This is a genomic window from Afipia sp. GW822-FHT03D08 (genome assembly GCF_058801645.1).
Genome location: NZ_JBXANK010000002.1, coordinates 279,845 through 304,740, shown reverse-complemented (window position 1 = coordinate 304,740; position 24,896 = coordinate 279,845). Strand labels below are relative to the sequence as shown.

Below are 24,896 nucleotides of genomic sequence, written 5' to 3'. Positions count from 1 at the left end.
TCGATGACCGAGACTGACACCATTCTTGTCGAGCACGAGGGACCCGTTACCATCGTTTCCATCAATCGGCCGGACCGCAAGAATGCTGTCGATGGCGCCACGGCGCGCCGACTGTTCGATGCCTTTCGCGCTTTCGATGCCGATCCGAATTCGTCAGTCGCGGTGTTCACGGGCACTGGCGGCGCGTTCTGCGCCGGCGCGGACCTTAAAGCTGTGGCGATCGGTGATCGCGAGAAGAAGCGGGAGCTCGGCGGCCACGATACCATCGCGCCGATGGGGCCGAGCCGTCTGCGTCTCAGCAAGCCGGTGATTGCGGCGGTCGAGGGTCACGCCGTCGCAGGCGGCATGGAACTGGCGCTGTGGGCCGACATGCGCGTGGTGGGCGAGGGCGCGACTTTCGGTATTTTCTGCCGCCGCTTCGGCGTGCCGCTGATCGATCTCGGCACCATCCGGTTGCCGCGTTTGATCGGCCATTCACGCGCGATGGATTTGATACTCACGGGACGGCCGGTTGACGCAAAGGAAGCGTTCGACATCGGGATCGCCAATCGGCTTGTGCCGAAAGGCGAGGCGCGGGCGCATGCTATCGCTTTGGCGCAGGAACTGGCGCGCTTTCCCCAGGCCTGCTTGCGCAACGACAAGCGTTCGGCGCTGCGTCAATGGGATCTCGAAGAAGAGGATGCGATCAACGACGAGATGCAGGGTGGTCTCGGTGTGATCGGCTCCGGCGAAACGCTGGAAGGCGCCAAACGTTTCGCCAGCGGACAGGGGCGGCACGGGTCCTTCAGGTAAGGCCGGCCGCCCGTTCTCCTAGATCGCGTCCCACGAGAAGATATCGGCGGAGCGGTCAAGCTTGTAGAACGACGACTTCAGCGCGGGCATGCCGTGTTCGGCAATGGTCTGCGGCGTCCAGCCGCCATCGCGGTGGATCGAGCGCAGCGGGCGCGACTGACCCATCAGGAAGATTTCGTTCATGCGGACCGCGAAAATCTGCCCGGTGACGTCCTTGGCGGCATCGCTAAGCAGGAACACCGACAATGGCGCGATCTTCTCCGGCCCCATCTGCTGCATGCGCGCGACACGGGCCTTTTCCTCCTCGGTTTCGGTCGGAATGGTGCCGATCAGACGGCTCCATGCGAACGGCGACACGCAGTTCGAGCGCACATTGAAGCGCTCCATGTCGAGCGCGATCGACTTCGAGAGGCCGACGATGCCGAGCTTGGCGGCGGAATAATTCGCCTGGCCGAAATTGCCGATCAGGCCCGATGTCGACGTGAAGTGCACGAACGCGCCGCTCTCCTGCTCGCGGAAAATGCGGGCGGCAGCGTGCGAGGTGTAGAATGAGCCGAGCAGGTGGACCTTGATGACGGATTCGAACGCCTCGACGCTCATGCGATGGAAGATTGCGTCGCGCAGGATGCCAGCGTTGTTCACCACGCCGTCCAGCTTGCCGTAGGTATCGACGGCCTGCTTGATGATCTTGCTGGCGGGGATCGCTTCGGCAACCGACTCGAAGTTGGCGACAGCGGTACCGCCGCGTTTCTTGATTTCCTCAACGACTTCCTCTGCGGGTGCCGCGTTGGTGCCCGATCCGTCGGCGGCGACGCCGGGATCGTTGACCACGACCTTGGCGCCCTCGGCGGCGGCGAGCAGCGCGATCTCACGGCCGATGCCACGGCCTGCGCCGGTGACGACGATGACCTTGCCGTCCAGCGATTTCTTGTTCGACATGATGTTGGCTCCTGTTTTCGCTGTCAGCGTTCGTTGGTGAAAATGATGGCGCCGCTGGCGGCGAACATGCCGCCGACGCCATGGCAGACCGAAATCTTCGCGCCCGGCACCTGTGCCGGTGCAATGCCGCGCATCTGCCGCACGCTTTCCTGCAAGGCGTACATTCCATACATGCCCGAATGCATGTAGCTGAGGCCTCCGCCATTGGTGTTCATCGGCAGCGTGCCGCCGATGGCGGTGTTGCGGTCGGCGATGAACTTGCCGGTTTCCTCATGCGGCATGAAGCCGAGATCGCCGAGGCCGAACAGCGGCAGATGCGCAAAGGCATCGTAGATCATCAGGTGATCGACGTCCTTGTGGGCGATGCCGGCCTCGCGGAACGCCGTCGGGCCCGCCACCTTGAACGCGCGGGACGAGTTGAAGGTTTCCATCTGGCTGACCATCGGCGTCTCGACGCTCTCGCCGGTGCCGAGGATGTAGACCGGCTTTTGCGGGAAATCCTTGGCGCGGTCGGCGCTGGTCAGGATCAGCGCGCCGCCGCCATCGGTGACGAGGCAGCACTGAAGAATGCGGAACGGGTAGGCGATCATCCGCGAGTTGAGTACATCCTCGACCGTGATCGGGTCTTTCATCATCGCGCGCGGGTTCTTCGCGGCCCATTCACGCTGAACCACCGACACCATCGCGATCTGCTCGTGGGTGATGCCGTAGGTCTTCATGTAGCGCAACACGGGAATCGGGAACATGCTGGGCGGACCGTAGACGCCGAAGGGGGCTTCGAACTGGCCCTGCAGGCTGTCGGCGGGAATCGAGCGCGGCAGTTTGCCGATCATCGACTTGCCGCTTTCTGCGTGGGTGATGAGGACCGTCTTGCACAGGCCGGCCTCGATCGCCGCCGCGGCGTGGCGGACATGCAGCATGAACGAACAGCCGCCGACCGACGTGCCGTCAACCCATGTCGGTGTGATGCCGAGGTAGTGTGCGAGCTGTTGCGGCGTTTCGACCGCAGTGGCGATACCGTCGATGTCCGACAGCTTCAGGCCGGCATCCGCCAGCGCATTGAGCGCGGCGTCCGCATGCAACTGGATTTGCGACATGTCGGGGATGACGCCAAGTTTGGTGGTTTCGGCCGCACCGACGACGGCAACCTGATTTCTGCGCATGGTCTTAACCCTTCGCCGGGCGGAACTGGGGAAGGGTGATCTTGTCGCTGACTTTCTCGAATGCGACTTCGAGTTTCATGTCGAGCACGAGCGCTTCGGGCGTCTGCGGGCAATCGAGAATATTGCTCATCATCCGCGGACCTTCATCGAGTTCAACCACGGCGATGGCGTAAGGCGGGGTAAATCCCGGCGCGGCGGGGCGATGATTGATCACGTAGCTGTAGAGCTTGCCTTTGCCGCTGGCCTTGAAGACGCTGACCCTGCGCGACGCACATGACGGGCAGAACGGGCGGGGCGGGAAATAGACGTTGGAGCAATCGTCGCAGCGCTGCAGACGAAGTTCCCCTGACTGTGTGCCGTCCCAGAAATGCTGGGTTTCGGGCGTTGGCACCGGCAAGGCGCGCGAAGGTGCAGCCATCTGCAGTCTCTCCCTGATCGTTCGCTTTTGTTAATTGGTCGATTAACTTTATGCAGGTATTCCCCGCCGAGGCAAGTGGCCTTCCTGCGCCGGAAAATAGGGGCGGGCATGCAGGGTTGCTGAGCGGCGCTCAGCTATTGCCGAGAAGTCTCAAGGCCGCGGCTTCAAATGTTTCCAGCGGCTTCATTGTTTTCAGCATGTCGCGATGTTCGTGCCCGGCCTGCGCTGTCTGCTGTCGGATATGATCGTCAGTAAGGATCGCTTCCAGCGGCTTCGAGATGTCGACCTGCGGCATGAAACTGTCGATGACTTTTCCGAGGCCTGCCTTCTCGAGCTGAAGTCCGTTCAGAAGCTGTTCGATATGGGTCGCGACGACCAGCTGAGGAACGCCGGCGGCGATGGCATGCGCCGCCAGTCCGCCACCACCGAAGTGAATCGCAAGCCGCGCCGATGCCAGTGTTTCGCTGAGCGGCAGGTGCTGCGCGAAGACCCGTGCTCCGCGACGCGACAGATTTTCGGACTGCTCGCTCGCGAGGTCCGGAGCGGAAATGACTAGACGTTCGGCAACTGGGAGCAATGCCGAAACAAGATCGAAGGGTAGCGCGGATAACACGGCTCGCGACAGGTAGACGAAGATGTCATCTGCATTCTTCTGGGGTTCAAGCGGCGGACTGTCGATGATCGGGCCGGCGAGTGGTTCCGATCTTTGCAGATCGTAGGGGTCGAGCACCGGAAACGTCAGAACAATCTGTACGTCGCCGGCGAACATCTGCGGCAGCCGCTCGAGCGGTGGCCGGGCCAGGGATTGCAGCACCCGATTGACCGTTACCAGCGTTTCGTCTTCGCTCCAGCGCGGTGGGTGGACACGATGGAGCGGCGGAAAGCGTTTCATTTCGCCGGGAGGGGCTGTGTATCCGTTTCCGACCACGATCAGCGGAATCCGGTCGCGCGCCATCAGGCTCACAGCGGGTGCATAGTCCGCGACGACAAGATCCGGAGAGACGGCTTTCAGGATGTTGTCCCACGATTGCAGCAGCGATCGCAGGCCATGCTCATCACTCAAACCGGCCGAGGCCAGTTGATCGTGCATCGTGGCAGTTGAGCGGAATGATTGTGCCGTCGGCCACGGCGGAGCCTGAAGAACCTCTGCGTTTGCATCCAGCAGATATGCTGCTTCCGGATTTTTGAGCGCAAAGACCGCGCGCACATCGGGCCGCTTCAGCAGCGCAGCGAAGCGTCCCAGATTAGCGATATGGCCAAAGCCGCCGCCGTGCTCCCAGGCAAACAGAACGGTCTTCATAGCGGCGCTTTGCTTTCCACTTTGCGTTGACAACGCAGGCCGGAATACTGGCTATAATGACTGAGCATCAAAAGGCAATCTCATGCGGCCATCTTCTCCCGTGAAGCTCCGCCAGGACGTGCATACTTTCTGGACGGGCCCGGATCTCAGCTATTACGAGGATTTGTCATTGCGCAGCGCGGTCTCCGCCGGCGCGCGCGTTCTGCTGTACACTTACAACAAGACTCTCAACGTGCCCGAAGGCGTCGAGCTTGCAGACGCGCGCGAGGTTCTGTCCGGCCCGCTCTATCAATTCCATCACAAGGACGGGGATCTTTCGCTCGCTTTGCATTCCGATCTGTTCAGGTATCTCGCCATCCAGAAATTTGGCGGCTGGTATATGGATCTCGACATCGTGGTGATGAAAGCAGCATTGCCCGACGACAAAGTCTATCTCGCTTATCAGGAGGACGGCATCGTCAACGCCGCTGTCATGAAGTTTCCCGCAGGGTCACCGATCATGACGGCTGCGATCGATGAGGCGATGAGGTTGCTGCCGGCGGCAGGTACGGCCGCACCGGGAGCCGATCACGGCATTGTCGGACCGAAGCTCATCACGCGCCTCTCGACCGAGTATGCGATCGATCATCTGGTTCGCCCGAAAGTCAGCGCGTACGAGATTCATCCCAACGAAGTCCTGATGTTCTTCGATCCCGCTCAATGCGAGGCGGCTCTGGCACGATTGGCTTCAAGCGACTTCGTGCATCTCTGGAATGATCTGTGGCGTGCGCTGCGCATCCCCAAAAATCTGGGGCCGCCCGAAGGCAGTTTCCTGGATTTGCTGTTCAAACGCTTTGAAATCGATGTTCCGCAGGGCGCACGGCTATCATATGAGGCCGTTGAAGGATGGTTTCGCGAGTTCTGGGTGATGAAGGAGCTCAAGCAAAAGCTTTCTACCCAAAGCGTACCCTATGATGCGCTGGATGAACTGGCCCGATCCATCCAGATCAACGGCTGGCAACCGGGCCAGCGCCCCTTCGGTCATACTCGGATTTCGCAGCAGGCGGATCATCCGTGTGCCGCCGATCCTCAAACGGTCAGAACTTTCTGGCATGGCGCCGCGATCGGTCCCTATCAGTTGATGTGTTTGAAAAGCTTCGCGGCGAGTGGACATCGCGTTGAGGTGTTTTCCTACAATCGAGACCTGAACGCCCCAAGCTGGATATCCGTGGAGGATGCGGCGGAAATTCTCCCGGGCGAGCTCGTCCTGAGGCCCTTAGGCGATGAGGGCGCCTTCGCCATTCACGCGAATCTCTTCCGGTATGCGCTGCTTCAGAAGATGGGCGGATGGTGGATTGATCCTGATGTTCTTCTTCTCAAGGCAGATCTTCCAGCGGGCGATGTCTTCTTCGCCGGGCCGGATGTTTTCGGGCGCGTGCCGACAGGTGTTCTGAAATTTCCTGCGGGACATGGATTGCTCACCGAAGCGCTCGCGGAAACTGAAAGCCTTTCGAATTCATGGGACGGCTGGGAAGAATCAGGTTCGGCGTTGCTCACGGCGCTCATCGAGCGGCATAAGCTGAACGGTAAAATTTTAGGCAGGATACCTCTCGGTCCTGTGTCGTGGTTCGACGTGCCGGATTTGTTCAATCCGGACAGGGCCGAGAAATTGAGTCGATTGTGCAACGATTTTCAGTTCCTGCATCTTCACGATGACGCATGGCGGCGTGCCGGAATACCGCACGATCTTGCTCCGCCCGATGACTCTTTCCTCGATAGCCAAATCCGTAAATACGGCCTAGGCGCTGATTTCCCGGCGAAAATTTCTTTCCGCGAATTGAACCGATGGACGGCGCACATGTACCAATGCGTACGTCAGAGGCAGTATTAACCTAGTTCCATACGGCCTGTTTTTCTTCCGGCTGTATCAATTCGGCCACTGGATACGGGCCGTACAGCGTTGATCAAAGACTGCTTTTATGGTTTTTCCGTAGTCATTGACGGCGGGAATTTTTGAGATGTGGTTTCGAGTATTTCCTCTTTTGACAGCTTCGCGGATGCACGCCGTGCCGGCCCGCAGCATCTGGGCTGTTTGCGCATTAGTCTTTTTCGCCCATGCAGGAGTTGCACGCGCGCAGGATGCGTCTGAGCAGCAGAACCTGTTTCAGCAGATGGTCCGCAATCCGGGCAACCACGAAATTACGTTTGCCTATGTGAAGGTTGCGACCACGCGCGGGGATTACGAAGCCGCTATCGGCGCGCTCGAGCGGCTGCTGTTCTACAATCCCAAATTGACGCGCGTGAAATACGAACTTGGCGCGCTTTATTTCCGGCTCGGCTCCTATGAGATGGCGAAGCGCTATTTCAAGGAAGCTCTCGCGAGCCCGGACATCGATGCGATCACCAAGGAGCGCATCGAAACTTATCTGCCCGACACCGAGAAGCAGCTTCAACCGAGCCGGTTTTCCGGATTTGCGCAGACCGGCATCCGCTCGCAGAGCAATGCGAGCTTCGCGCCTGGCGGCGGTATCCTGCGCCTCGGCGGTCAGGATCTGGCGCTGCTGCCGACCGCGCAGCGGAAGGCCGACATCAACTGGTTCGGGCTGGTCGGCCTGAGCCATGACTATGATTTGCAAAACCAGCGCGGCGACATTCTCGAAACGCGCGCCATTGGATATCTCACCGAGCAATCGCGCCTGAAGGATCTGAATGTCGGCTTCGTCGATGTCAGCTTCGGTCCGCGGCTCGCGCTCGCGCCGGAACTGCTGCCGGGCGTAACCATCAAGCCTTATGTTGTCGGCGGAAACACCTGGGTTGGCGGGGCCTCGTACTTTTCAACGGCCGGCGCCGGCGTCGGCCTGAAAATTCCGGTGAACGACAAATTCACGTTGGCCCCCGATTTCGAATGGCGCCGTGCCGATTTCAGGACCATTGATCCTGTCGCGGGCTTCAACTCCGGCGACTGGTATACGACCAGCCTTTCGGCGAGCTGGAACATCGCGCAACAGATCAAGCTCGACGCGCGCGGACTCTACCGGCGCGGCGACTCTCTATTGGTGTATCAGTCATTCGATCAGTGGGCGATTGAAGCGGCCTTGACGCTGGAGTTCGCGCCGCCGTTCGTCTGGATGTCGCGCAACTGGAGCATTGCGCCGTTCGCACGATGGATCGACACACGGTTCGATGCGGCAAATCCGTTCATCGACCCGCTGGTCGCGCGCGCCGATCATCAGTGGTCTGTCGGTGCGCTGTTCAACGCGCCAGTGACGAAGAATTTCGGCATCTCGGCCGCGGTTCAGTACGACAAGACCAATTCCTCGCTGCCGAACTATCGCCTGGATAATTTCTCCGTGATGTTCGGTCCGACCGCTCGTTTCTGAGGGTAGCAGCAGATGTTATTTTCCAAAGAGACATATCTGACGTCGTTTCTGACGGTGCTGCTCTCCACGACGGCGCTTATTCCGGCTGCTGACGCACAAAACTCGGGACGCGTCGGTGCCGTCAATCTCGATGCAACCGGGACGCCGCCGGGCGCCGGAACGCGCACGCTCACCATCGGCACCAACATCATCTACAAGGAGCGGGTGCAGACGTCGGCACAGGGATCGACGCAGATCATGTTTCCCGACACCTCGACCCTGAATGTCGGCCGCAACAGCAACATCGTGATCGACGAGTACGTCTACGATCCGGCTGCCGGGACCGGCAAGATGGTGGCGACGGTGTCGAAGGGCGTGATGCGCTTCGTCGGCGGGCAGATCAGCCACACCGCAGGCGTCACGGTGAAGACTCCCGTGGCGACGCTGGGCATCCGCGGCGGCGTGGCGACGGTGGTTTATCCGATCCCGCCGGGGTTCGCCGGCTCCGATCCGAAGCTCGCACAGGCGAAGGGCGAGATCGTCATCGGCCACGTCGGCTCGGTGGTTATCAAGAACAATGTCGGCTCAGTGATCGTTCGCCCCGGATACATGACGTGGGTATCAGGTCCGAACGATCCGATTCCGGAGCCGTTCCCGATTCCGGATTTCCTACTGCAGAAGATCATGGCCGCTCTGACCAGCGGGGCCGGCCAGACCGGCGGCGTGTCCGATTTGCCGACCGACCAGATGGCCGCGCGGCTCGGCTTCGGCAAGACCATTGTCACTGACCCTGCGAAGCCGCCCGGCACGGATCCGCTCGGATATTTCTCGATCTTCGACGGCGGCAACGCCATCGCGAAGAACAAGTCGCAGTCGAACCAGACCAATCAGGTCAACCCGCCGCCGAATACAAATCCGGGCGGCTGTTACGGATATTGCTATTAGACCGCAGGCCGAACGCCGGCCGGTTTACTTCTGCCCGTTCGGCATGAACAGCGCCTGAGCCTTGCTCGCCTGTTCGGCGATGAAATCCGCGGTGACCCGCACGCGCGCGATATTGCGCAGGTCGCTGTGCAGCAACAGCCAGAATGTCCTGATCAGACGAAAATTGGGCAGCACCCGCACAAGTGCGGGCTCTATTTGCGCGATGAAGCACGGCAGCACGCACAGCCCTGCGCCGGCGAGGGTGGAGTTGAGCTGTGCGATAAGGTTCGAGCTCTTGATCGCCGGGCGCAAATCCGGCGATACGAAATGCGCGTATTCCAGTTCGGGCGAGAAGATCAGATCGTCGATGTATGAAATGAATCGATGAGTCGGCACGTCTGCCGCCGTCTCCACGGCAGGATGGTTAGCCAGATAGTCGTGCGACGCGTAGAGACCGAGTTCGTAATCCGTCAGCTTGCGCCCATGCAGCCGTCCTTCGGTCGGTTGCGTCAGGCTCACTGCGATGTCGGCTTCGCGGCGGGAGAGATTAAATTCGCGCGGCATCGCCACGAGTTCGATGGTGAGATCCGGGTGGCGATCGCTGAGTTCGCCGAGCCGTGGCGCAAGGAATTTGGTTCCGAAACCATCGGGCGTGCCGATGCGTACCGCGCCTGTGGCTTGCGCTTTCGAGTCGCCGATCGATTGTGCGGCCGAGGTCGCAAGCTGATCCATCTGCTCGGCCATTTCGAGCAGCCGCTCACCGGCCTCGGTCAGCGACGAGCCGCTGGTGCGGCGGTCGAACAATTGCGAGCCCAGCGATGTTTCCAGTGCGGCGATACGCCGGCTGAGTGTCGAATAATCGATCTTCAGCCGCTTCGCCGCCGCCGTCATGCTGCCGGTGCGCGTGATGGCCAGAAACGATCGAACAAGATTCCAGTCAAACTGGTCGGTCATTGCAGCTACTCTCGGTCGCCGCCGGCGAGACTAAAGCGTTGTGCCGGCCGGTCTTGGGTAATCCATAAGGAGCCTGCGGCCAAGGTTCATCTGGCAGTGGGACGGACAGGGTGCCGCGCCATATTGACAGGGTTACCTTGGCTCGCCTCTACTCGCGCCCGAACAGCATCCGCGCCGCAGACGGCTGTATAAGAAAAGGGAGAGACGCGATGAAGAGTTTCAAGGTCACTGAATTTAACGCACCGTTGACGGAAGTGGACATCGCGACCCCGAAGCCTGAAGGCACGCAGGTTCTGCTGAAGGTAAAAGCCGCGGGCGTCTGTCACAGCGACCTGCATATCTGGGAGGGCGGCTATGATCTGGGGCATGGCCGCAAGCCGCTGTCCCTGAAGGATCGCGGAGTATCGCTGCCGTTGACCATGGGACATGAGACGGTCGGCGAAGTCGTTGCGTTCGGGCCCGACGCGAAGGGCGTGGCTGTCGGCGACGTGCGGCTGGTGTATCCCTGGCTCGGCTGCGGCGAATGCGCGACCTGCAAGGCAGGCGATGAAAACATGTGCATCGTCAAGCCGAATTCGATCGGCGTGTATTGCGACGGCGGCTATGCGGATCACATCACGGTACGGCATCCGCGTTATCTGCTCGATCTCAAGGGGCTCGATCCGGTAACGGCTGCGCCGTATGCATGCTCGGGCGTGACGACATACAGCGCGATCAGGAAGCTTGAATCGATTCTGGACCAGCCCATCGTGATCTTCGGTGCGGGCGGGCTGGGTCTGATGGCGCTGTCGATCCTGAAAGCCATGGGCGGCAAAGGCGCTATCGTTGTCGATATCGATGAGAGCAAGCGGAAGCCTGCCGAGGACGCCGGTGCGCTCGGATTCGTCAACGGCGCTGCACCGGATGCCTTGCAGCAGATTGCAGCGAAGGCAGGCAGGCCCGTTCTTGGCGCAATCGATCTGGTCGGCAACGCCGCGACGGCTCAGCTTGGTTTCGATTGTCTCAGCAAGGGCGGCAAGCTTGTCATGGTCGGGCTGTTCGGCGGCGGCGCGCCGTGGGCCTTGCCGCTGATTCCGATCAAGGCAATCACGATTCAGGGCAGTTACGTCGGCAACCTGCGTGAGACGCAGGAGCTGATCGATCTGGTGCAAGAGAAGAAGATCGCACCGATTCCGGTTACCAGGATGCCGCTGACGAAGGCCGATGCCGCGCTCAACGACCTGAAGAAGGGCAAGCTTGTCGGCCGCGCTGTGCTCGTTCCCTGACGCAAACTACTTGGCCCGTTCCGCCAGCGGCAGAACGACAAGCGAGATGTCCGAGTTTTGCGGATCGGGCCCGATCTGAAACCCGAGCCGCCGGCACATATCGAGCATTCTGGTGTTCCGGCTCAGGACCTGGCCGCGGATCGCGCGCACGCCTTCCGCGTTCCCGTATTCAATAATCATTTTCATGAATAGCAGGCCAAGCCCCACGCCCTTGAGGTCGGACCGGACCAGCACGGCGAACTCGGCGCTGGAAAAGTCAGCCTCGGTGTGAAGCCGCACCACCCCGAGCATCTTTCCGGTGGTTTCTTCGATCGCGATGAAGGCCATTGCGCGAGCGTAGTCGAGCTGCGTCAGGCGCGCGATAAACGGGTGAGAGAGTTCTTTCATCGCGGAGAAGAACCGCAGCCGGATGTCTTCCTGGCTGACATGCGAAAAGAATTCTGGATAAAGATGCTCATCCTCGGGCCGGACCGGACGCACGAAGATGTGCCGGCCATCCTTGAGCGTGGTGTGCCGTTCCCATTCTTTTGGATATGGCCGGATCGCGAAGCGGTAGTGACCCGAGCCGCGGAGCGCTTCGCTCAGCGGCGCGATCGACACCTGTGCGTCCGCAGCGATGACGCCATCCTTGTCGGCCAGCAGCGGATTGATGTCGAGCTCGCGGATTTCCGGCAGGTCTGCTGCCATTTGCGCGATCTTGACGAGGATCAGCGCGACCGCGCCTTCATCCGCTGCAGGAACGTCGCGGTAGCTCTTGAGGATCCGCGAGACACGGGTGCGGGCAATCAGGCTCTTTGCCAAATTGAGGTCCAGCGGCGGAAGCGCCAGCGCCTTGTCGTTGATGACCTCCACCGCCGTACCGCCGCGTCCGAACACGACCACCGGTCCGAAGGTCGGGTCGTCGGCGAGACCCGCGATCAGCTCTCGCGCACGCGGACGCAAGATCATTGGATGGATCGTCACGCCGTCGATGCGGGCTTTCGGCCGCATCTTGCGGGCCCGTTGCAGGATATCGTCGGTTGCGTCGTGAACCGCGCGCTCGCTGGTCAGGTTCAGGCGCACGCCGCCGACATCGGACTTGTTCAGAATGTCCGGCGAGCTGATCTTGACGACAACTGTATTGCCTTCCGCCAGGATAGGTGTCGCTGCACGCGCCGCCTGATCCGGATCCTGCGCGAGCACTGCTGATGCGATGGGGATCGAATAGGCTGCGAACAGGTCATTGATTTCGATCGGATTGAGCCAACTGCGCCGGTCTCGCAACGCGTTCTGAATGATCTCACGCCCCGCGGCCACATCCGGCACGAAGTCTTCCGGCAGGCTGGGCGGCGTCTGCATCGCGACGTCGAGAGCTTCGCGATAGCGCACGATGTGCATGAAGCCGCGCACGGCATCGGCTTCGCTGGGAAAATGCGGAATTCCCGCTTCCCCGAACACTGCGGAGGCGGCTCCGTTGTCACCGACCCAGGCGGCGAAGACCGGTTTGCGGGAATAGGTCTCGGCGCGGAACTTCTTCACGGCAGCGACCACGCCCTTCGCGCACTCAACCGGTGAGGCCAACGTGTTTGGCGAGTTCATGATCAGGACCGCATTGTTCGCCGTATCCCCAAGCACAAGCTCGCAGGCGTTCGCATAGCGTTCGCCATCCGCATCACCCAGAATGTCGACAGGATTTGCGCCGGACCATCGCTCAGGCAGAACCTTGTCGAGGCTTTTCTTGACGTCTTCGGACAAGCCCGCAAGCTCACCGCCGAGGTCGATCAGCCGATCGACCGCGAGCACGCCAAGGCCTCCACCATTGGTGACGATCGCAAGGCGGTGTCCATGGGACGATTGCAGATGTCCCAGTGTTTCAGCGGCGGAGAACAGCTCGTCGAGGTCAAGCACGCGCAGCAGGCCGGCGCGGCGAAACGCGGCATCGTAGACGGCATCCGACCCGGCCAGCGCGCCGGTATGGGTTGCAGCCGCGCGCGCGCCTTGCGAATGACGCCCCGACTTGATGGCGACCACGGGTTTGACGCGCGCGGCGGCGCGCGCCGCCGACATGAATTTTCGCACGTCGCTGATCGACTCCACGTAGAGCAGGATGGCGCGCGTGTCGGAGTCGAGTGCGAAATAGTCGAGCAGATCGCCGAAATCCACGTCGAGATTTTCACTCGTCGAAACGATGGCGGAGAAACCGACATTACGGTTCGCGGCCCATTCGACCAGTGCGGTCGAAATCGCGCCGGACTGCGAAATCAGAGCGAGATCGCCGTTTTGCGGCAAACGCGATCCAAAACTGGCGTTCAGCTTCACGCGAGGCACCAGAACGCCGAGCGATGGTCCGATCAGGCGCAAGCCGGTTTTTCGAGCCGCCTGTGCGATCGCCTCCGTGTAAGATCCTGTGCCGACGCCGAGGCCGGCGGAGAGCACCATCGCGGCCGGGTGTCCGCGGGCGCCTGCGGTTTTCACGATATCCGGAATGGCAGAGGGCGGCGTCGAGATGATTGTGAGATCGGGTATCTCGGGAATATCCTTGATGTCGCGGAACGTCTTGATGCCTTCGATTTCGGAATGCTTGCGGTTGACGATGTAGATCGGTCCGCTGAAACCGCCAGCGAGCAGGTTGCGCAACGTTGCGCCGCCAACGGACGCGGGCTTCGAGCTTCCGCCGACGATTGCGATCGAACGTGGCGAAAACAGGTGGTCGAGGCGGTACGTGCTCATGGAAGGTCTCGGGCCATCGTCGTCACAGGCTATCGCAATTGGGCGGCAAATGCGCCGGTGCCGGTCCAAGGGCATGAGGTCGCATGCCGCGATTCCTCAGGCCGCCGCCGCGTCCACCTTGTTACGGAACATGGTGCAGAGCAATAAAATTCACCACGCAGCCGTTTTCACCGAAACCCGATTGGCATGAGGCCCGACATGCTTCTAGACTATGCGGACTGCCTCAGTGCGAAGCAGTAAGAGCGTTGTGTGATGAAGCTGTTTGCCCGGGCAGGTCGCAATGACAGTTAACGAGAGCCACCTCGCTACAAAGGGCCGATTACGGCCGCCAAATCTCGGTCTGTTTCTTGCCGAGGGGCGAGGGGTGTTCGAACTGAACGCCACGTTGTTGATGGCGCCCGCGCTTTTGACGGCTCCCCGCGGCGACGGGCATCCCGTGTTGGTCCTGCCAGGCCTGCTGGCAAGCGATGTCTCGACACTCATCCTGCGGCGCTATCTCGATCTGCTCGGGTTCTCGACCCATCCCTGGGGATTCGGCCGGAACACCGGGGGCGTCTACAGCATGCGCGACAAGCTCGGCAAGCTGCTCGCCAGCGTTCACAACGCAACCGGCCGCAAGGTCAGCTTGGTCGGCTGGAGCCTTGGCGGCGTTTACGCGCGTGATCTCGCGCTCCGAATGCCACAGATGGTTCGTTATGTCGTGACGCTGGGCAGTCCCTTCGCTGGTGACATCTCCGCGACCAATGCCAAGCGCGTCTACGAGATGGTGTCGGGCGAAACCATTGAAGACGCTGACATCAAGGATATTCAGGCGCTATCCGGCGATTTGCCGGTGCCGACGTCATCGCTCTATACCCGCACCGACGGGATCGTGAACTGGCGGACTTGCCTCGTGCGTGAAGCCGATACAGCGGAAAACATCGAGATCACTCTCGCGAGCCATATCGGCATCGGCGTGAATGCTGCTGCGCTGTGGGCGGTTGCTGATCGTCTCGCGCAGAAAGAAGGGGAATTTCATCCGTTCGATCGCTCGGGGCCGTTCGCGCTGGCCTATGCACGACCGGAGAAAGAGAATACTGCCGGATGAGATCGCCGGAAAGGCGACAGCGGCTGTCGGAGCACGGTGCAGGAGAACGGAAAACGAATTTCCGGGGCGTCGTGATCTCGCCTGAAACGGGAGGGTACTATGAGTCACGCCAGGAAGCTGTCCTCGATGGACGCGTCGTTCCTTTATCTCGAGACGCCCGAGATGCCGATGCATGTCGGAAGCATGGCGATCTTCAAGCTGAAGGACGGTTATCACGGCGATTTCTTCGAAGACTTCAAGAAGATGATCGCGGACCGGATTCATGTTGCCCCGATCCTCAAAGCGCGGCTGGAGAAAGCTCCGCTAGACATCGACAATCCGAGCTGGGTCGAGGACGATCAGTTCGACATCGACCGTCATATTTTCCGGGCGAGTTTGCCAGCACCGCATAACCGGGCGATGCTGGAACGAACGGTGGGCTGGATACATGCCAAGCTGCTCAACAGGGCGCGTCCGCTCTGGGAGTTTTACGTGTTCGAGGGCATGGAGAACAACGAGATCGGGCTTTATTCCAAGATGCACCATGCCTGCATCGATGGCGGCGCCGGCGCTGCGCTCACCAACATGATCTATGACATCACGCCGGTGCCGCGTGAATTTCCGAAGGTCGTTCCGAACAAGCCTGCCAACGAGCCGCGGGATATCGCGGCCAACATGCTGGATTCCTATACCCAGCTCTGGCGTCAGCCGCTCGATGCGTCAAAGGCCAAAAGCTTCGACCTGCCGCGCAGCGGCAAAAGCGATCTCGGGTCTGTCCTGTTCGACAACGCGATGTTCCAGATCGAGAGCGGCATCAGGATGCTTGGCGGAGTTCCGGAAACCGTCAAGAGCATCCGCGACATGATCGCGAAGGTTTCCGACCCGAAATCGCGGGACAGTCTGGCGAGCATGGTCTCGCCATCGACAATGCTGAACAAGACGATTTCGTCGGAACGCAGCTTCGCCGGCGTCTCGGTCTCGCTGCCTGAAGCCAAGGCGATCGCAAAGCAGGCCGGCGGCAAACTCAATGACGTTGTGATGGCGCTGTCGAGCGGCGTGCTGCGAAGGTATCTGCTCGAGCATGGCGGATTGCCGAGCCGGTCACTGACGGCAGCGGTGCCGATCTCGCTGCGCGAGGAGGGCAACACCGAAGCCAACAATCAGGTGTTCGGGATGATCTGCTCGCTGGCGACCAATATCGAGGACCCGAAGGAGCGCCTTCAGGCGATCATCGCCCAGTCGGCCAAATCGAAGGAAATGTCGCATCCGCTGCGGGCGCTGATGCCCTCAATTTCCAACATTTCGATGTTGGGCGCGCCGATCCTGATTCAGGTGCTGGCCTTGCTCTACAGCCGCTCGAATCTGTCCGATGTGCTTCCGCCGAGCGCAAACGTCACGATCTCGAATGTGCCGGGTCCGCGGCAGACGCTTTATGCGGTGGGCGCGGAATTGCTTCATATTTTCCCGGTCTCGATCGCGACCCATGGCCTCGCATTGAACATTACCGTGCAAAGCTATCGCGACCAGCTCGATTTCGGCTTTATCGCCGGAGCCAACATCATTCCGCATGTGGAAGTCCTGGCGAACATGCTGCCCAAGGAGTTCGAGCTGCTCGCTGCAGCCGTAGCGCCCGGCAATCACGCAAGCGCGGCAAGCTGAGACGTGGCACCTGCAATGACGGAAATGCCGCCGCTTCAGTATGCCGAGGTCAATGGCATACGCATGGGCTTCTATGAAGCCGGTCCCAAGTCAGACAAGCCGCCGCTGGTGCTATGCCATGGATGGCCGGAGATCGCATTTTCCTGGCGGCATCAGATCAAGGCGCTGAGCGAGGCGGGTGTCCGGGTTATTGCGCCAGACCAGCGCGGATATGGCGCGACGGACCGTCCGGAGCAGGTCGAAGCTTACGATATTGAACACCTCACCGGCGATCTGGTCGGCCTGCTGGATCATCTCAACATCGACAAGGCGATCTTTGTCGGCCACGACTGGGGCGGGTTTATCGTCTGGCAGATGCCGCTGCGGCATCCATCCCGTGTCGCAGGCGTCATCGGCGTCAACACGCCGCACACCCCGCGAACGGCAAGCGATCCGATCGGACTTCTGCGCCAGCGGTACGGCGACCATCTCTATATCGCGCAGTTTCAGGACCCTGAACGCCGCGCCGACAAGATATTCGACAGCCGTGTCGAGCAGACCTTCGATTTCTTCATGCGCAAGCCGATGCCGCAAAAGAAAGCGCCGGAAGCCGGCGAAGGGCCGCCAGCGGCGGGTCTCGGTGCGTCACCGAAGCTGAACATGGCGTTTCCGCAGATGGTCGCGGGTTACGATGGCAAGCTCGATCCTCGCGAGAAAATCCTGACGCCCGAGGAAATGCAGGTGTTCGTGGATGCTTTCAAAGGCTCGGGCTTCACCGGCGGCATCAACTGGTATCGCAACATGACCCGAAACTGGGAGCGTTCGGCGCATATCGACCACACCGTGCGCGTGCCCTCGCTGATGATCATGGCGGAGAACGATGCGGTTCTTCCGCCGTCGTCATGCGACGGGATGGAGAATATTGTTCCTGATCTCGAAAAACACCTGATCAGAGACAGCGGCCACTGGACTCAGCAGGAGCAGCCCCGTGAGGTCAGCGCCAAAATCCTCGAATGGCGGAGGCGGCGTTTCGGGTAACGCCGCCGGGAGGCCAGTCAAAGCCCTTGCAGTATAAGTTCTTTGCAAAAGATGCGCCGGAACAGTAGCTTCGGAGAAAAGCTCCGGGCCAGCCGGGCATCAATAAGTCACGTGGGCAGGAGATATCCGAGCGATGGCGTCCCAGAATAAGCTGAATCCCATTCCGCATCCGCCGAAGAAACCGGTCGTCGGCAACATGCTGTCGGTTGACGCCAATGCGCCCGCACAGCATCTGGCGAAGATGGCGAAGGAATTGGGCCCGATCTTCTGGCTCGACATGATGGGCGCGCCGTTCGTCGTCGTCTCCGGCGCAGACCTCGTCGATGAACTGAGCGACGAGACCCGTTTCGACAAGTCGGTGCGTGGCTCGTTGCGGCGTGTTCGCGCGATCGGCGGCGACGGGCTGTTCACGGCGCACACCAACGAGCCGAACTGGAGCAAGGCGCACAACATCCTGATGCAGCCGTTCGGCAACCGGGCGATGACGTCCTATCACCCGATGATGGTCGATATCGCCGAACAACTCGTCAAGAAGTGGGAGCGTCTCAACGCCGATGACGAGATCGACGTCGTGCACGACATGACCGCGCTGACGCTCGATACCATCGGTCTCTGCGGATTCGATTACCGGTTCAATTCGTTTTATCGCAAGGACTATCACCCGTTCGTCGAGTCCATGGTGCGTTCGCTCGAAACCATCATGATGACGCGCGGCCTGCCGCTTGAAAAACTCTGGATGAAGAAGCGGAATCACGACCTCGTGGAAGATGTGAAGTTCATGAATTCCATGGTCGACGAGATTGTCGCGGAGCGGCGCAAGAACGCCGAGACGACCGCCGGCAAGAAGGACATGCTCAACGCCATGATGACCGGTGTCGACAAGATCACCGGTGAAACGCTGGACGACGTAAATATCCGTTACCAGATCAACACTTTCCTGATCGCGGGCCATGAGACGACCAGCGGCCTTTTGTCCTGCGCGATCTATGCGTTGCTGAAGCATCCGAATGTGCTGGCCAAGGCTTACGAGGAAGTTGATCGCGTCCTTGGTTCGGACATCGCTGCGAAGCCGACATATCAGCAGGTGACGCAGCTCACCTACATTTCGCAGATCCTGAAGGAATGTCTGCGGCTCTGGCCGCCGGCGCCGATCTACGGAATCATGCCGCTCAAGGACGAGGTGATCGGCGGCAAGTACAAGCTGAAGAAGGGCACCTTCATCGCGGTTCTGGCGCTCGCGTTGCATCGCGATCCAAAGATCTGGGGGCCGCATCCGGACGTCTTCAACCCGGACCATTTCACGCGCGAGGCGGAGGCCGCTCGCCCGGTCAATGCCTGGAAACCGTTCGGGAATGGCCAGCGCGCCTGCATCGGCCGCGGCTTTGCGATGCATGAAGCCGCACTGGCGATCGGCATGATCCTTCAGCGTTTCCGGCTGATCGATCATGAGCGTTATCAGATGCACATGAAGGAAACGCTGACCATCAAGCCGGACGGCTTCAAGATCAAGGTGCGGCCGCGCCCCGACGGTGATCGCAAGGTCAGTGCAGCAAAACCCACGGCTGTGTCGGCCGGGACCGCGGCGCCGGCCACGCCAAGCCGTGCGCGGCCCGGTCACAACACTCCGCTTCTCGTCCTTTATGGATCGAATCTCGGCACCGCCGAGGAACTGGCGACGCGGGTTGCCGACCTTGCCGAGGTCAATGGCTTCGACACCAGGCTCGGGACACTGGATGAATATGCCGGTCATCTGCCCGATAAGGGCGGCGTCCTGATCTTCTGCGCATCCTACAATGGCGCCGCGCCTGACAACGCCACGCAGTTCGTCAAATGGCTTTCGGGCGATCTCGCGAAGGATGCGCTGGCCGGTGTGCGCTATGCCGTCTTCGGCTGCGGCAACAGCGACTGGGCCGCGACATACCAGTCGGTTCCGCGCATGCTCGACGAGCAGCTTGCGGCGCATGGCGCGAAACCGGTCTATGTGCGCGGCGAGGGCGATGCGCGGGACGATCTCGACGGCCAGTTCGAGAGATGGTTCGCAAAACTCGGCGCGGCGTCGATGAAGGAGTTCGGTCTCGACGCGGGATCGGGCGCGAGTTTCGCGCGCAGCGCGGACGATGCGCCGCTCTATCAGCTCGAGCCTGTCGCGGCGACGGCGGTCAACACCATTGTCGTTCAGGGTGGCGTCGTTCCCATGAGGGTTCTTGCCAACGACGAGTTGCAGAACAAATCCGGCGCCAATCCGTCCGCACGCTCGACGCGGCATATCGAAATCGAGCTGCCGGATGATCTTTCCTATCGCGTTGGCGATCACCTCAGCGTCATTCCGCGGAACGACCCGGTTCTGGTGGACGCCGTGGCGCGGCGCTTCGGCTTCCTGCCTGCCGATCAGGTGCGGCTGCATGTCGCCGCCGGACGCCGGGCGCAGTTGCCGGTCGACAATGCCGTGTCGGTCGGGCGGCTGCTGACCGAGTTCGTGGAATTGCAGCAGATCGCGACCCGCAAGCAGATCCAGATCATGGCGGAGAATACACGCTGCCCGAGGACCAAACCGAAGCTGGAAGCCTTTATCGGTGACGATCCTGTCTCGACCGAACTCTACCGTTCGGAAATCCTGGGCAAGCGCAGGTCGGTCTACAGCCTGCTGGAGGAATATCCGGCGTGCGAGCTGCCGTTCCACACCTATCTGGAAATGCTCTCGCTGCTGTCGCCGCGCTACTATTCCATCTCGTCGTCGCCGGCGGCGCTCGGTAGCAACAAGTGCAGCGTGACCGTCGGTGTGGTCGATGCGCCCGCGACCTCCGGACGCGGCATCTACAAGGGCGTCTGCTCGAATTATCTCGCCAGCCGGCGTCCGGGCGATGTGGTTCATGCCATCGTTCGCGAAACCAAGGCCGGCTTCCGGCTACCCGATAATCCCCTGACGCCGATCATCATGATCGGCCCGGGCACCGGTCTCGCTCCGTTCCGCGGCTTCCTGCAGGAACGCGCGGCGATGAAGGAGAAGGGGCAGACGCTCGGTCCCTCGATGCTGTTCTTCGGCTGCCGTCACCCGGAGCAGGATTTCCTCTATGCGGATGAACTCAAGGGTTACGCCGAGAAGGGGATCACCGATCTTCACGTCGCCTTCTCGCGCGCGGACACGCCGAAGAGCTATGTGCAGGACTTGATCGCCGCCCAGAAGGACAAGGTCTGGAAACTGATCGAGGCCGGCGCGATCATTTACGTGTGCGGTGACGGCAGCAAGATGGAGCCGGACGTCAAGCGCGTGCTCACGACAATCTACCGCGAGCGGACCGGAGCCGGCGAGGCCGCCGCCCTGCAATGGATCGACACCATGGGGACGCAGAACCGTTATGTACTCGACGTCTGGGCGGGGAGCTGAGATTTCCGCCGGCCGGATCTCTGCCGGCCGCCTCCGCACGCTTTCTTGTTAGTTCCTGTTGATTCCGCGCGCGTGTTCGGCGATCGCATTGATGATTGTCGGCCACATCGGAATCGGCAGTGCATGGCCCATGCCGTCGATCAGCAGCAGCTTCGCGCCGGGAATGGACGCGGCCGTGTCTTTTCCCGCTTCCACCCGCACCAGCGGATCGATGGTGCCGTGAATGACCAGCGTTGGCGCCCTGACCGACCGCAGCCGATCCTTGCGATTGCCCGAGGCGAGAATGGCGCGCAGTTGCCGTCCGACGCCCGCCGGATTGAGGCCGCGCGCATATGTTGCCTCTGCGCGGTGAAGGTCTTTTGCTTCGTCCTGCGGGAATGAACCGCCGCGTAGAACTTTCCACGTCTTGCCGAAACGCTCGATATATTCCTCTTTGGAAGTCGGCGGAGGTGCGAACAGAATGGCCGACGCCTCACGGGTCGGCTGAGGCAGCTTGGGATTGCCCGTCGATGACATGATCGATGTAAGCGACAGTACCCGGTCAGGATGCTGCATCGCAATTTCCTGCGCGATCATGCCGCCCATCGAGGCGCCGACGATATGCGCCTTTTTGATTCCGAGTGTATCGAGCAGGCCCACGACGTCACGGGCCATGTCCCACAGCTTGTAGGGCGCTTCAGGAGCGATCTTGAAAAGCCGGAGCTTGATCAGTTCCATCCGCCGCAGCGGCTTTCCGCCCGAAAGCCTGGTCGATTTTCCGATGTCGCGGTTGTCGAAACGGATCACGCGAAAGCCGCGCCCGGCGAGCTGCTCGCAGAACTCGTCATCCCAGTGAATCATCTGCGCGCCAAGACCCATGATGAGGACCAGCGGTTCTGCATCCGGCGCACCGAAGATTTCGTAGCAAAGTTCGATTCCGTTGGCCTTCGCCATCTGCGGAGGCTGGTGTGCAATTGCGTCCACGTCGTCCCTCTCGAAATGAAATAAAGTTAAAACCCCTATTACATGCTTTTGGGGCTTGCAGAAGCCGCGAACGGTGTCGCGCCTGTTTTAAACGACGGGTCGGTTGACCGAACCCACGCAACGGTATGGAATAGCAAAAAAAGCCGGCCCAACGGCTATTCGTTAACGTTTCCGGAGGGGCGCCTTATATGTCCGACAAACCCACCGATCCGGTGCAGGTGTGGCACACCATGCTTGCCGAGATGGAAAAAGGTTTCAACGCCATGGCCAATCAGGTCATGGGTTCGGAGCAGTTCAGCCGGGTCACACATCAGCTCACCGGCGCTTCGGTCGGTGCGCAAAAAACCGTCGGCGACCTGATGGAGCGCTATCTGGTCAGTATGAACCTGCCCAGCCGTGCGCAGATGACGGATATGGCTGACCGGCTGCAATCGATCGAAGGGCAACTGAGCGAAATCAGGGCGCTTCTCAATCGCGTGCATGGCGATCCTGTCTCGCAGAGCAACGGGACGGCCGCGCCGCGGCCTCCGCGCACCAAGCAGCCTCCATCTGCAGCCAAGGGAGGCACGCCATGAACGCGCAGGCCAACGCAAGCGCTCTGCCGGACGTCGCGCAGATCGGAGAGCGCATCCAGACCGAAGTCCAGCGTGCAATTCAGCGCAGCATCAAGGGTGTGGAGTATTTCGCATCGTCCGGGCCTTCGCTCGGATCGACGCCGAAAGATGTGCTGATCTCCAGAGGCACGATGAATCTTTATCACTATCGGCCGCTGGCGGATGAGATCTATCGCATCCCGATCCTGATCGTGATGGCGACGACCAACCGCGGTTACATCCTCGATCTGGTGCCGGGTCAGAGCTTCATCGAATTCCTGCTGAAGCAGGGTTACGATGTCTACATGCTCGACTGGAACGCGCCGCGTCCGGAAGAAAAGTCGCTGCGCATGGAAGACTATGTGCTCGGCTTCATTCCGGAGTGCATTCGGCGCGTGCAGGAGGATTCCGGCGAGACCGATGTCAACGTCATCGGGTATTGTTTCGGCGGTGTGCTGTCCTTGCTTTATGGCTCGATTTTCAACGATGGGCCGATGAAGAACCTCGTATGCTTCACCACGCCGATCGATTTCCGCCAGATGAAATTGTTCCAGAATTTCGCCGACCGGCGTTATTTCGACGTGGATGGCTTGATCGACAAGGCCGGCAATGTCTCGCCCGAAATGATCCGGTCGTCGTTTGAAATGCTGCGGCCGGCGTCGCGCGCTGTCGGGCAGATACAGCTATGGGAAAACATCTGGAATGATGAGTACGTGAAATCCTTCCAGATGTTTGATCGTTGGGGGCAGGATACGCTGCCGCTGGCCGGTGAATATTTCCGGCAGACCACGAAAGATCTCATGTGGGACAATAAGCTCTTCAACGGCACGATGACTGTTGGCGGGCGTCCTGCGGACATCTCAAAGATCAAAGTCCCGTTGCTTCACGCTGTCGCTGAGCACGATCACATTGTGCCTTACGATGCGGCAAAGCATCTGATGCAGATGATCGGATCGACTGACAAGACCGAGATCATTCTCAAGGGCGGTCACGTCAGTCTCGTCGCCGGCGCGAATGCCATCAAGCGCCTTTGGCCCAAACTCGATTCCTGGTTAAGTGAGCGATCAACATGAGCAGCACTGAAATGCGTTCCTATCCGCGTCGCGTCATGACCGAAGGCGGCGAGATCGAATTTCGTCACATGACGGCGGCGGACGAGGCGGCTGTCCTTGCGTTCGCGCAAAAGCTCCCGGTTCATGACCTGCTCTTCATTCCGCGCAACATCAGCGAGCCGAAGGTGCTCTCCGCCTGGATCAAGGAGCTCGAGCGCGGCGGTTTGGTGAGTCTTCTGGCAGTGAAGGGGAGTACGGTGGTGGGCTGCGGCACCATCGTCCGGGATCTTCTGTCGTGGTCGCCGCATGTCGGCGAAATCCGCATGGTGGTGTCCAAGGACGTCCGCGGTCTCGGTGTAGGCCGTGCGCTGTCGCAGGAAACCTTCGCGCTCGCGTTGGGATCAGGGCTGGAAAAGATCGTGGCCCAGATGACGGTCGATCAGACTGGCGCCATCGCCCTGTTCGAGAGCCTCGGCTTCAAGGCGGAGGCCCTGCTGCACGATCAGGTGAGGGACCTGGTCGGGAAAACCCACGATATCGTGGTTCTCGGTCACAATGTTTCCAAGGTCCGTGCCCAGCTCGAGGCCTATGGGGTGTCCGAAGCTGTCGGGTAAGCTATTGAAATAACTTAAATGTTATCTTATCACGGGCTCGTGATGGCGCAGTGCAACATTTCTGTTGCAGTGCATCTAAGACTTTGGCATAACTACCTTGCCCCGGGCCATACCGGACGGGGATGAGCCCATAGCTCGCAACCTTGAGGATGGAGACAGACAATGACGAATTCTTTCAACACCGAGTCCGTGCTGAACACCGTGAAGTCCGCTTTCGCGCCCGTCACCGACGCGCTGAAGAATTTCCCGAACGTGGAAGTTCCTGAAGCTGCTCGTGAGTTCGTGAAGAAGGCCGCCGGCACCGCCAAGGACCGTGCTGCTGAAATCCACACCGGTTCGGAGAAGGTGACCTCTGCGATCGAAACCGCTGTCGCCGGTTCGGTCAGCGAGACCGCGAAGATCTCCCGCAGCATCCAGCAGGCCGTTTACGAAGACGCGCAGGCGCTGTTCTCGGGCATCGACAAGCTGGCGTCGGCGAAGTCGCTGAACGAAGCCGTCACGATCCAGGGCGATCTGCTCCGCGCTCAGGGCGAAGTGGTGATGTCGCGCGCCAAGGCGACCACCGAATACTTCGGCAAGCTGATCGCCGACGGTGCGAAGACCGCGCAGGACAACTTCGCGAAGGTCGCGTCCTACACCAAGTCGGCCTGATAGCCGGCCTCGACCACCCTACAATTCGACGACCAAAGGCCCGCTTCGAGCGGGCCTTTGTTTGCCGCGCCTCTCCATCCTTTGACGGGAGCGG

Annotated in this window: 20 protein-coding genes; 13 read left to right on the top strand and 7 right to left on the bottom strand. The window is 60.6% G+C overall.

Annotation, left to right across the window (positions count from 1 at the left end):
- The first annotated feature begins 3 nt into the window (after positions 1-3).
- On the top strand, positions 4-792 hold the full coding sequence (locus tag AC1RM7_RS16450; protein WP_024920633.1) for a crotonase/enoyl-CoA hydratase family protein: 789 nt from the start codon (positions 4-6) through the stop codon (positions 790-792).
- A gap of 18 nt (positions 793-810) precedes the next feature.
- On the opposite strand, the gene AC1RM7_RS16445 is transcribed toward AC1RM7_RS16450, so the two are convergent.
- The 4 genes from AC1RM7_RS16445 to AC1RM7_RS16430 all read right to left on the bottom strand — a co-directional run bounded on the left by AC1RM7_RS16445 (position 811) and on the right by AC1RM7_RS16430 (position 4,612).
- Entirely contained in the window at positions 811-1,731 is a 921-nt protein-coding gene (locus AC1RM7_RS16445) for an SDR family NAD(P)-dependent oxidoreductase (protein WP_006019698.1), read from the bottom strand.
- A gap of 23 nt (positions 1,732-1,754) precedes the next feature.
- Positions 1,755-2,894, bottom strand: a complete 1,140-nt coding sequence (locus AC1RM7_RS16440) for a thiolase C-terminal domain-containing protein (RefSeq protein WP_492839206.1) — start codon at positions 2,892-2,894, stop codon at positions 1,755-1,757.
- A gap of 4 nt (positions 2,895-2,898) precedes the next feature.
- Entirely contained in the window at positions 2,899-3,312 is a 414-nt protein-coding gene (locus AC1RM7_RS16435; protein WP_024920631.1) for a Zn-ribbon domain-containing OB-fold protein, read from the bottom strand.
- 130 nt (positions 3,313-3,442) lie between these two features.
- On the bottom strand, positions 3,443-4,612 hold the full coding sequence (locus AC1RM7_RS16430; RefSeq protein ID WP_024920630.1) for a glycosyltransferase: 1,170 nt from the start codon (positions 4,610-4,612) through the stop codon (positions 3,443-3,445).
- A gap of 100 nt (positions 4,613-4,712) precedes the next feature.
- Between AC1RM7_RS16430 and AC1RM7_RS16425 the strand changes: the two genes are divergently transcribed.
- The 3 genes from AC1RM7_RS16425 (at position 4,713) to AC1RM7_RS16415 (ending at position 8,895) form a co-directional block, all read left to right on the top strand.
- On the top strand, positions 4,713-6,482 hold the full coding sequence (locus AC1RM7_RS16425; RefSeq protein WP_492839209.1) for a glycosyltransferase: 1,770 nt from the start codon (positions 4,713-4,715) through the stop codon (positions 6,480-6,482).
- A gap of 166 nt (positions 6,483-6,648) precedes the next feature.
- Positions 6,649-7,971, top strand: coding sequence for a tetratricopeptide repeat protein (locus tag AC1RM7_RS16420; protein ID WP_034460695.1), 1,323 nt, complete (start codon positions 6,649-6,651; stop codon positions 7,969-7,971).
- A 12-nt stretch (positions 7,972-7,983) separates the two neighbouring features.
- Positions 7,984-8,895, top strand: a complete 912-nt coding sequence (locus AC1RM7_RS16415; protein WP_024920627.1) for a FecR family protein — start codon at positions 7,984-7,986, stop codon at positions 8,893-8,895.
- Positions 8,896-8,919: 24 nt separating this feature from the next.
- Here the strand turns inward: AC1RM7_RS16415 and AC1RM7_RS16410 are convergent, their stop codons facing one another.
- A complete protein-coding gene (locus tag AC1RM7_RS16410) occupies positions 8,920-9,828 on the bottom strand; it encodes a LysR family transcriptional regulator (protein ID WP_024920626.1) in 909 nt (302 codons plus the stop codon).
- 209 nt (positions 9,829-10,037) lie between these two features.
- On the opposite strand from AC1RM7_RS16410, the gene AC1RM7_RS16405 reads away from it, so the two are divergent.
- Entirely contained in the window at positions 10,038-11,093 is a 1,056-nt protein-coding gene (locus AC1RM7_RS16405; protein ID WP_024920625.1) for an alcohol dehydrogenase, read from the top strand.
- Positions 11,094-11,099: 6 nt separating this feature from the next.
- Here AC1RM7_RS16405 and AC1RM7_RS16400 read toward each other — a convergent pair whose 3' ends face one another.
- Positions 11,100-13,802, bottom strand: a complete 2,703-nt coding sequence (locus AC1RM7_RS16400) for a bifunctional acetate--CoA ligase family protein/GNAT family N-acetyltransferase (protein ID WP_024920624.1) — start codon at positions 13,800-13,802, stop codon at positions 11,100-11,102.
- 280 nt (positions 13,803-14,082) lie between these two features.
- On the opposite strand from AC1RM7_RS16400, the gene AC1RM7_RS16395 reads away from it, so the two are divergent.
- From AC1RM7_RS16395 to AC1RM7_RS16380, 4 genes are all read left to right on the top strand, one after another.
- Complete coding sequence (locus tag AC1RM7_RS16395) at positions 14,083-14,889, top strand: esterase/lipase family protein (protein WP_024920623.1); 807 nt, start codon at positions 14,083-14,085, stop codon at positions 14,887-14,889.
- Between the two features lie 99 nt (positions 14,890-14,988).
- Positions 14,989-16,527, top strand: a complete 1,539-nt coding sequence (locus AC1RM7_RS16390) for a WS/DGAT/MGAT family O-acyltransferase (RefSeq protein ID WP_024920622.1) — start codon at positions 14,989-14,991, stop codon at positions 16,525-16,527.
- Between the two features lie 15 nt (positions 16,528-16,542).
- The gene (locus tag AC1RM7_RS16385; RefSeq protein ID WP_024920621.1) at positions 16,543-17,544 is read left to right on the top strand and encodes an alpha/beta fold hydrolase; all 1,002 of its coding nucleotides are present in this window, start codon (positions 16,543-16,545) and stop codon (positions 17,542-17,544) included.
- A 133-nt stretch (positions 17,545-17,677) separates the two neighbouring features.
- Complete coding sequence (locus AC1RM7_RS16380; protein WP_024920620.1) at positions 17,678-20,929, top strand: bifunctional cytochrome P450/NADPH--P450 reductase; 3,252 nt, start codon at positions 17,678-17,680, stop codon at positions 20,927-20,929.
- Between the two features lie 48 nt (positions 20,930-20,977).
- Here AC1RM7_RS16380 and AC1RM7_RS16375 read toward each other — a convergent pair whose 3' ends face one another.
- The gene (locus AC1RM7_RS16375) at positions 20,978-21,892 is read right to left on the bottom strand and encodes an alpha/beta fold hydrolase (protein ID WP_024920619.1); all 915 of its coding nucleotides are present in this window, start codon (positions 21,890-21,892) and stop codon (positions 20,978-20,980) included.
- A gap of 188 nt (positions 21,893-22,080) precedes the next feature.
- On the opposite strand from AC1RM7_RS16375, the gene AC1RM7_RS16370 reads away from it, so the two are divergent.
- The 4 genes from AC1RM7_RS16370 (at position 22,081) to AC1RM7_RS16355 (ending at position 24,802) form a co-directional block, all read left to right on the top strand.
- A complete protein-coding gene (locus AC1RM7_RS16370; protein ID WP_024920618.1) occupies positions 22,081-22,467 on the top strand; it encodes a hypothetical protein in 387 nt (128 codons plus the stop codon).
- Positions 22,464-23,558 (top strand): PHA/PHB synthase family protein, encoded by a 1,095-nt coding sequence (locus AC1RM7_RS16365; protein ID WP_024920617.1) that lies wholly within the window; start codon positions 22,464-22,466, stop codon positions 23,556-23,558. Before AC1RM7_RS16370 ends, AC1RM7_RS16365 begins: the two co-directional genes overlap by 4 nt.
- On the top strand, positions 23,555-24,151 hold the full coding sequence (locus AC1RM7_RS16360; protein WP_024920616.1) for a GNAT family N-acetyltransferase: 597 nt from the start codon (positions 23,555-23,557) through the stop codon (positions 24,149-24,151). The genes AC1RM7_RS16365 and AC1RM7_RS16360 overlap by 4 nt, the downstream gene beginning before the upstream one ends.
- Before the next feature lie 162 nt (positions 24,152-24,313).
- Entirely contained in the window at positions 24,314-24,802 is a 489-nt protein-coding gene (locus tag AC1RM7_RS16355) for a phasin (RefSeq protein WP_024920615.1), read from the top strand.
- The last annotated feature ends 94 nt before the right edge of the window (positions 24,803-24,896 follow it).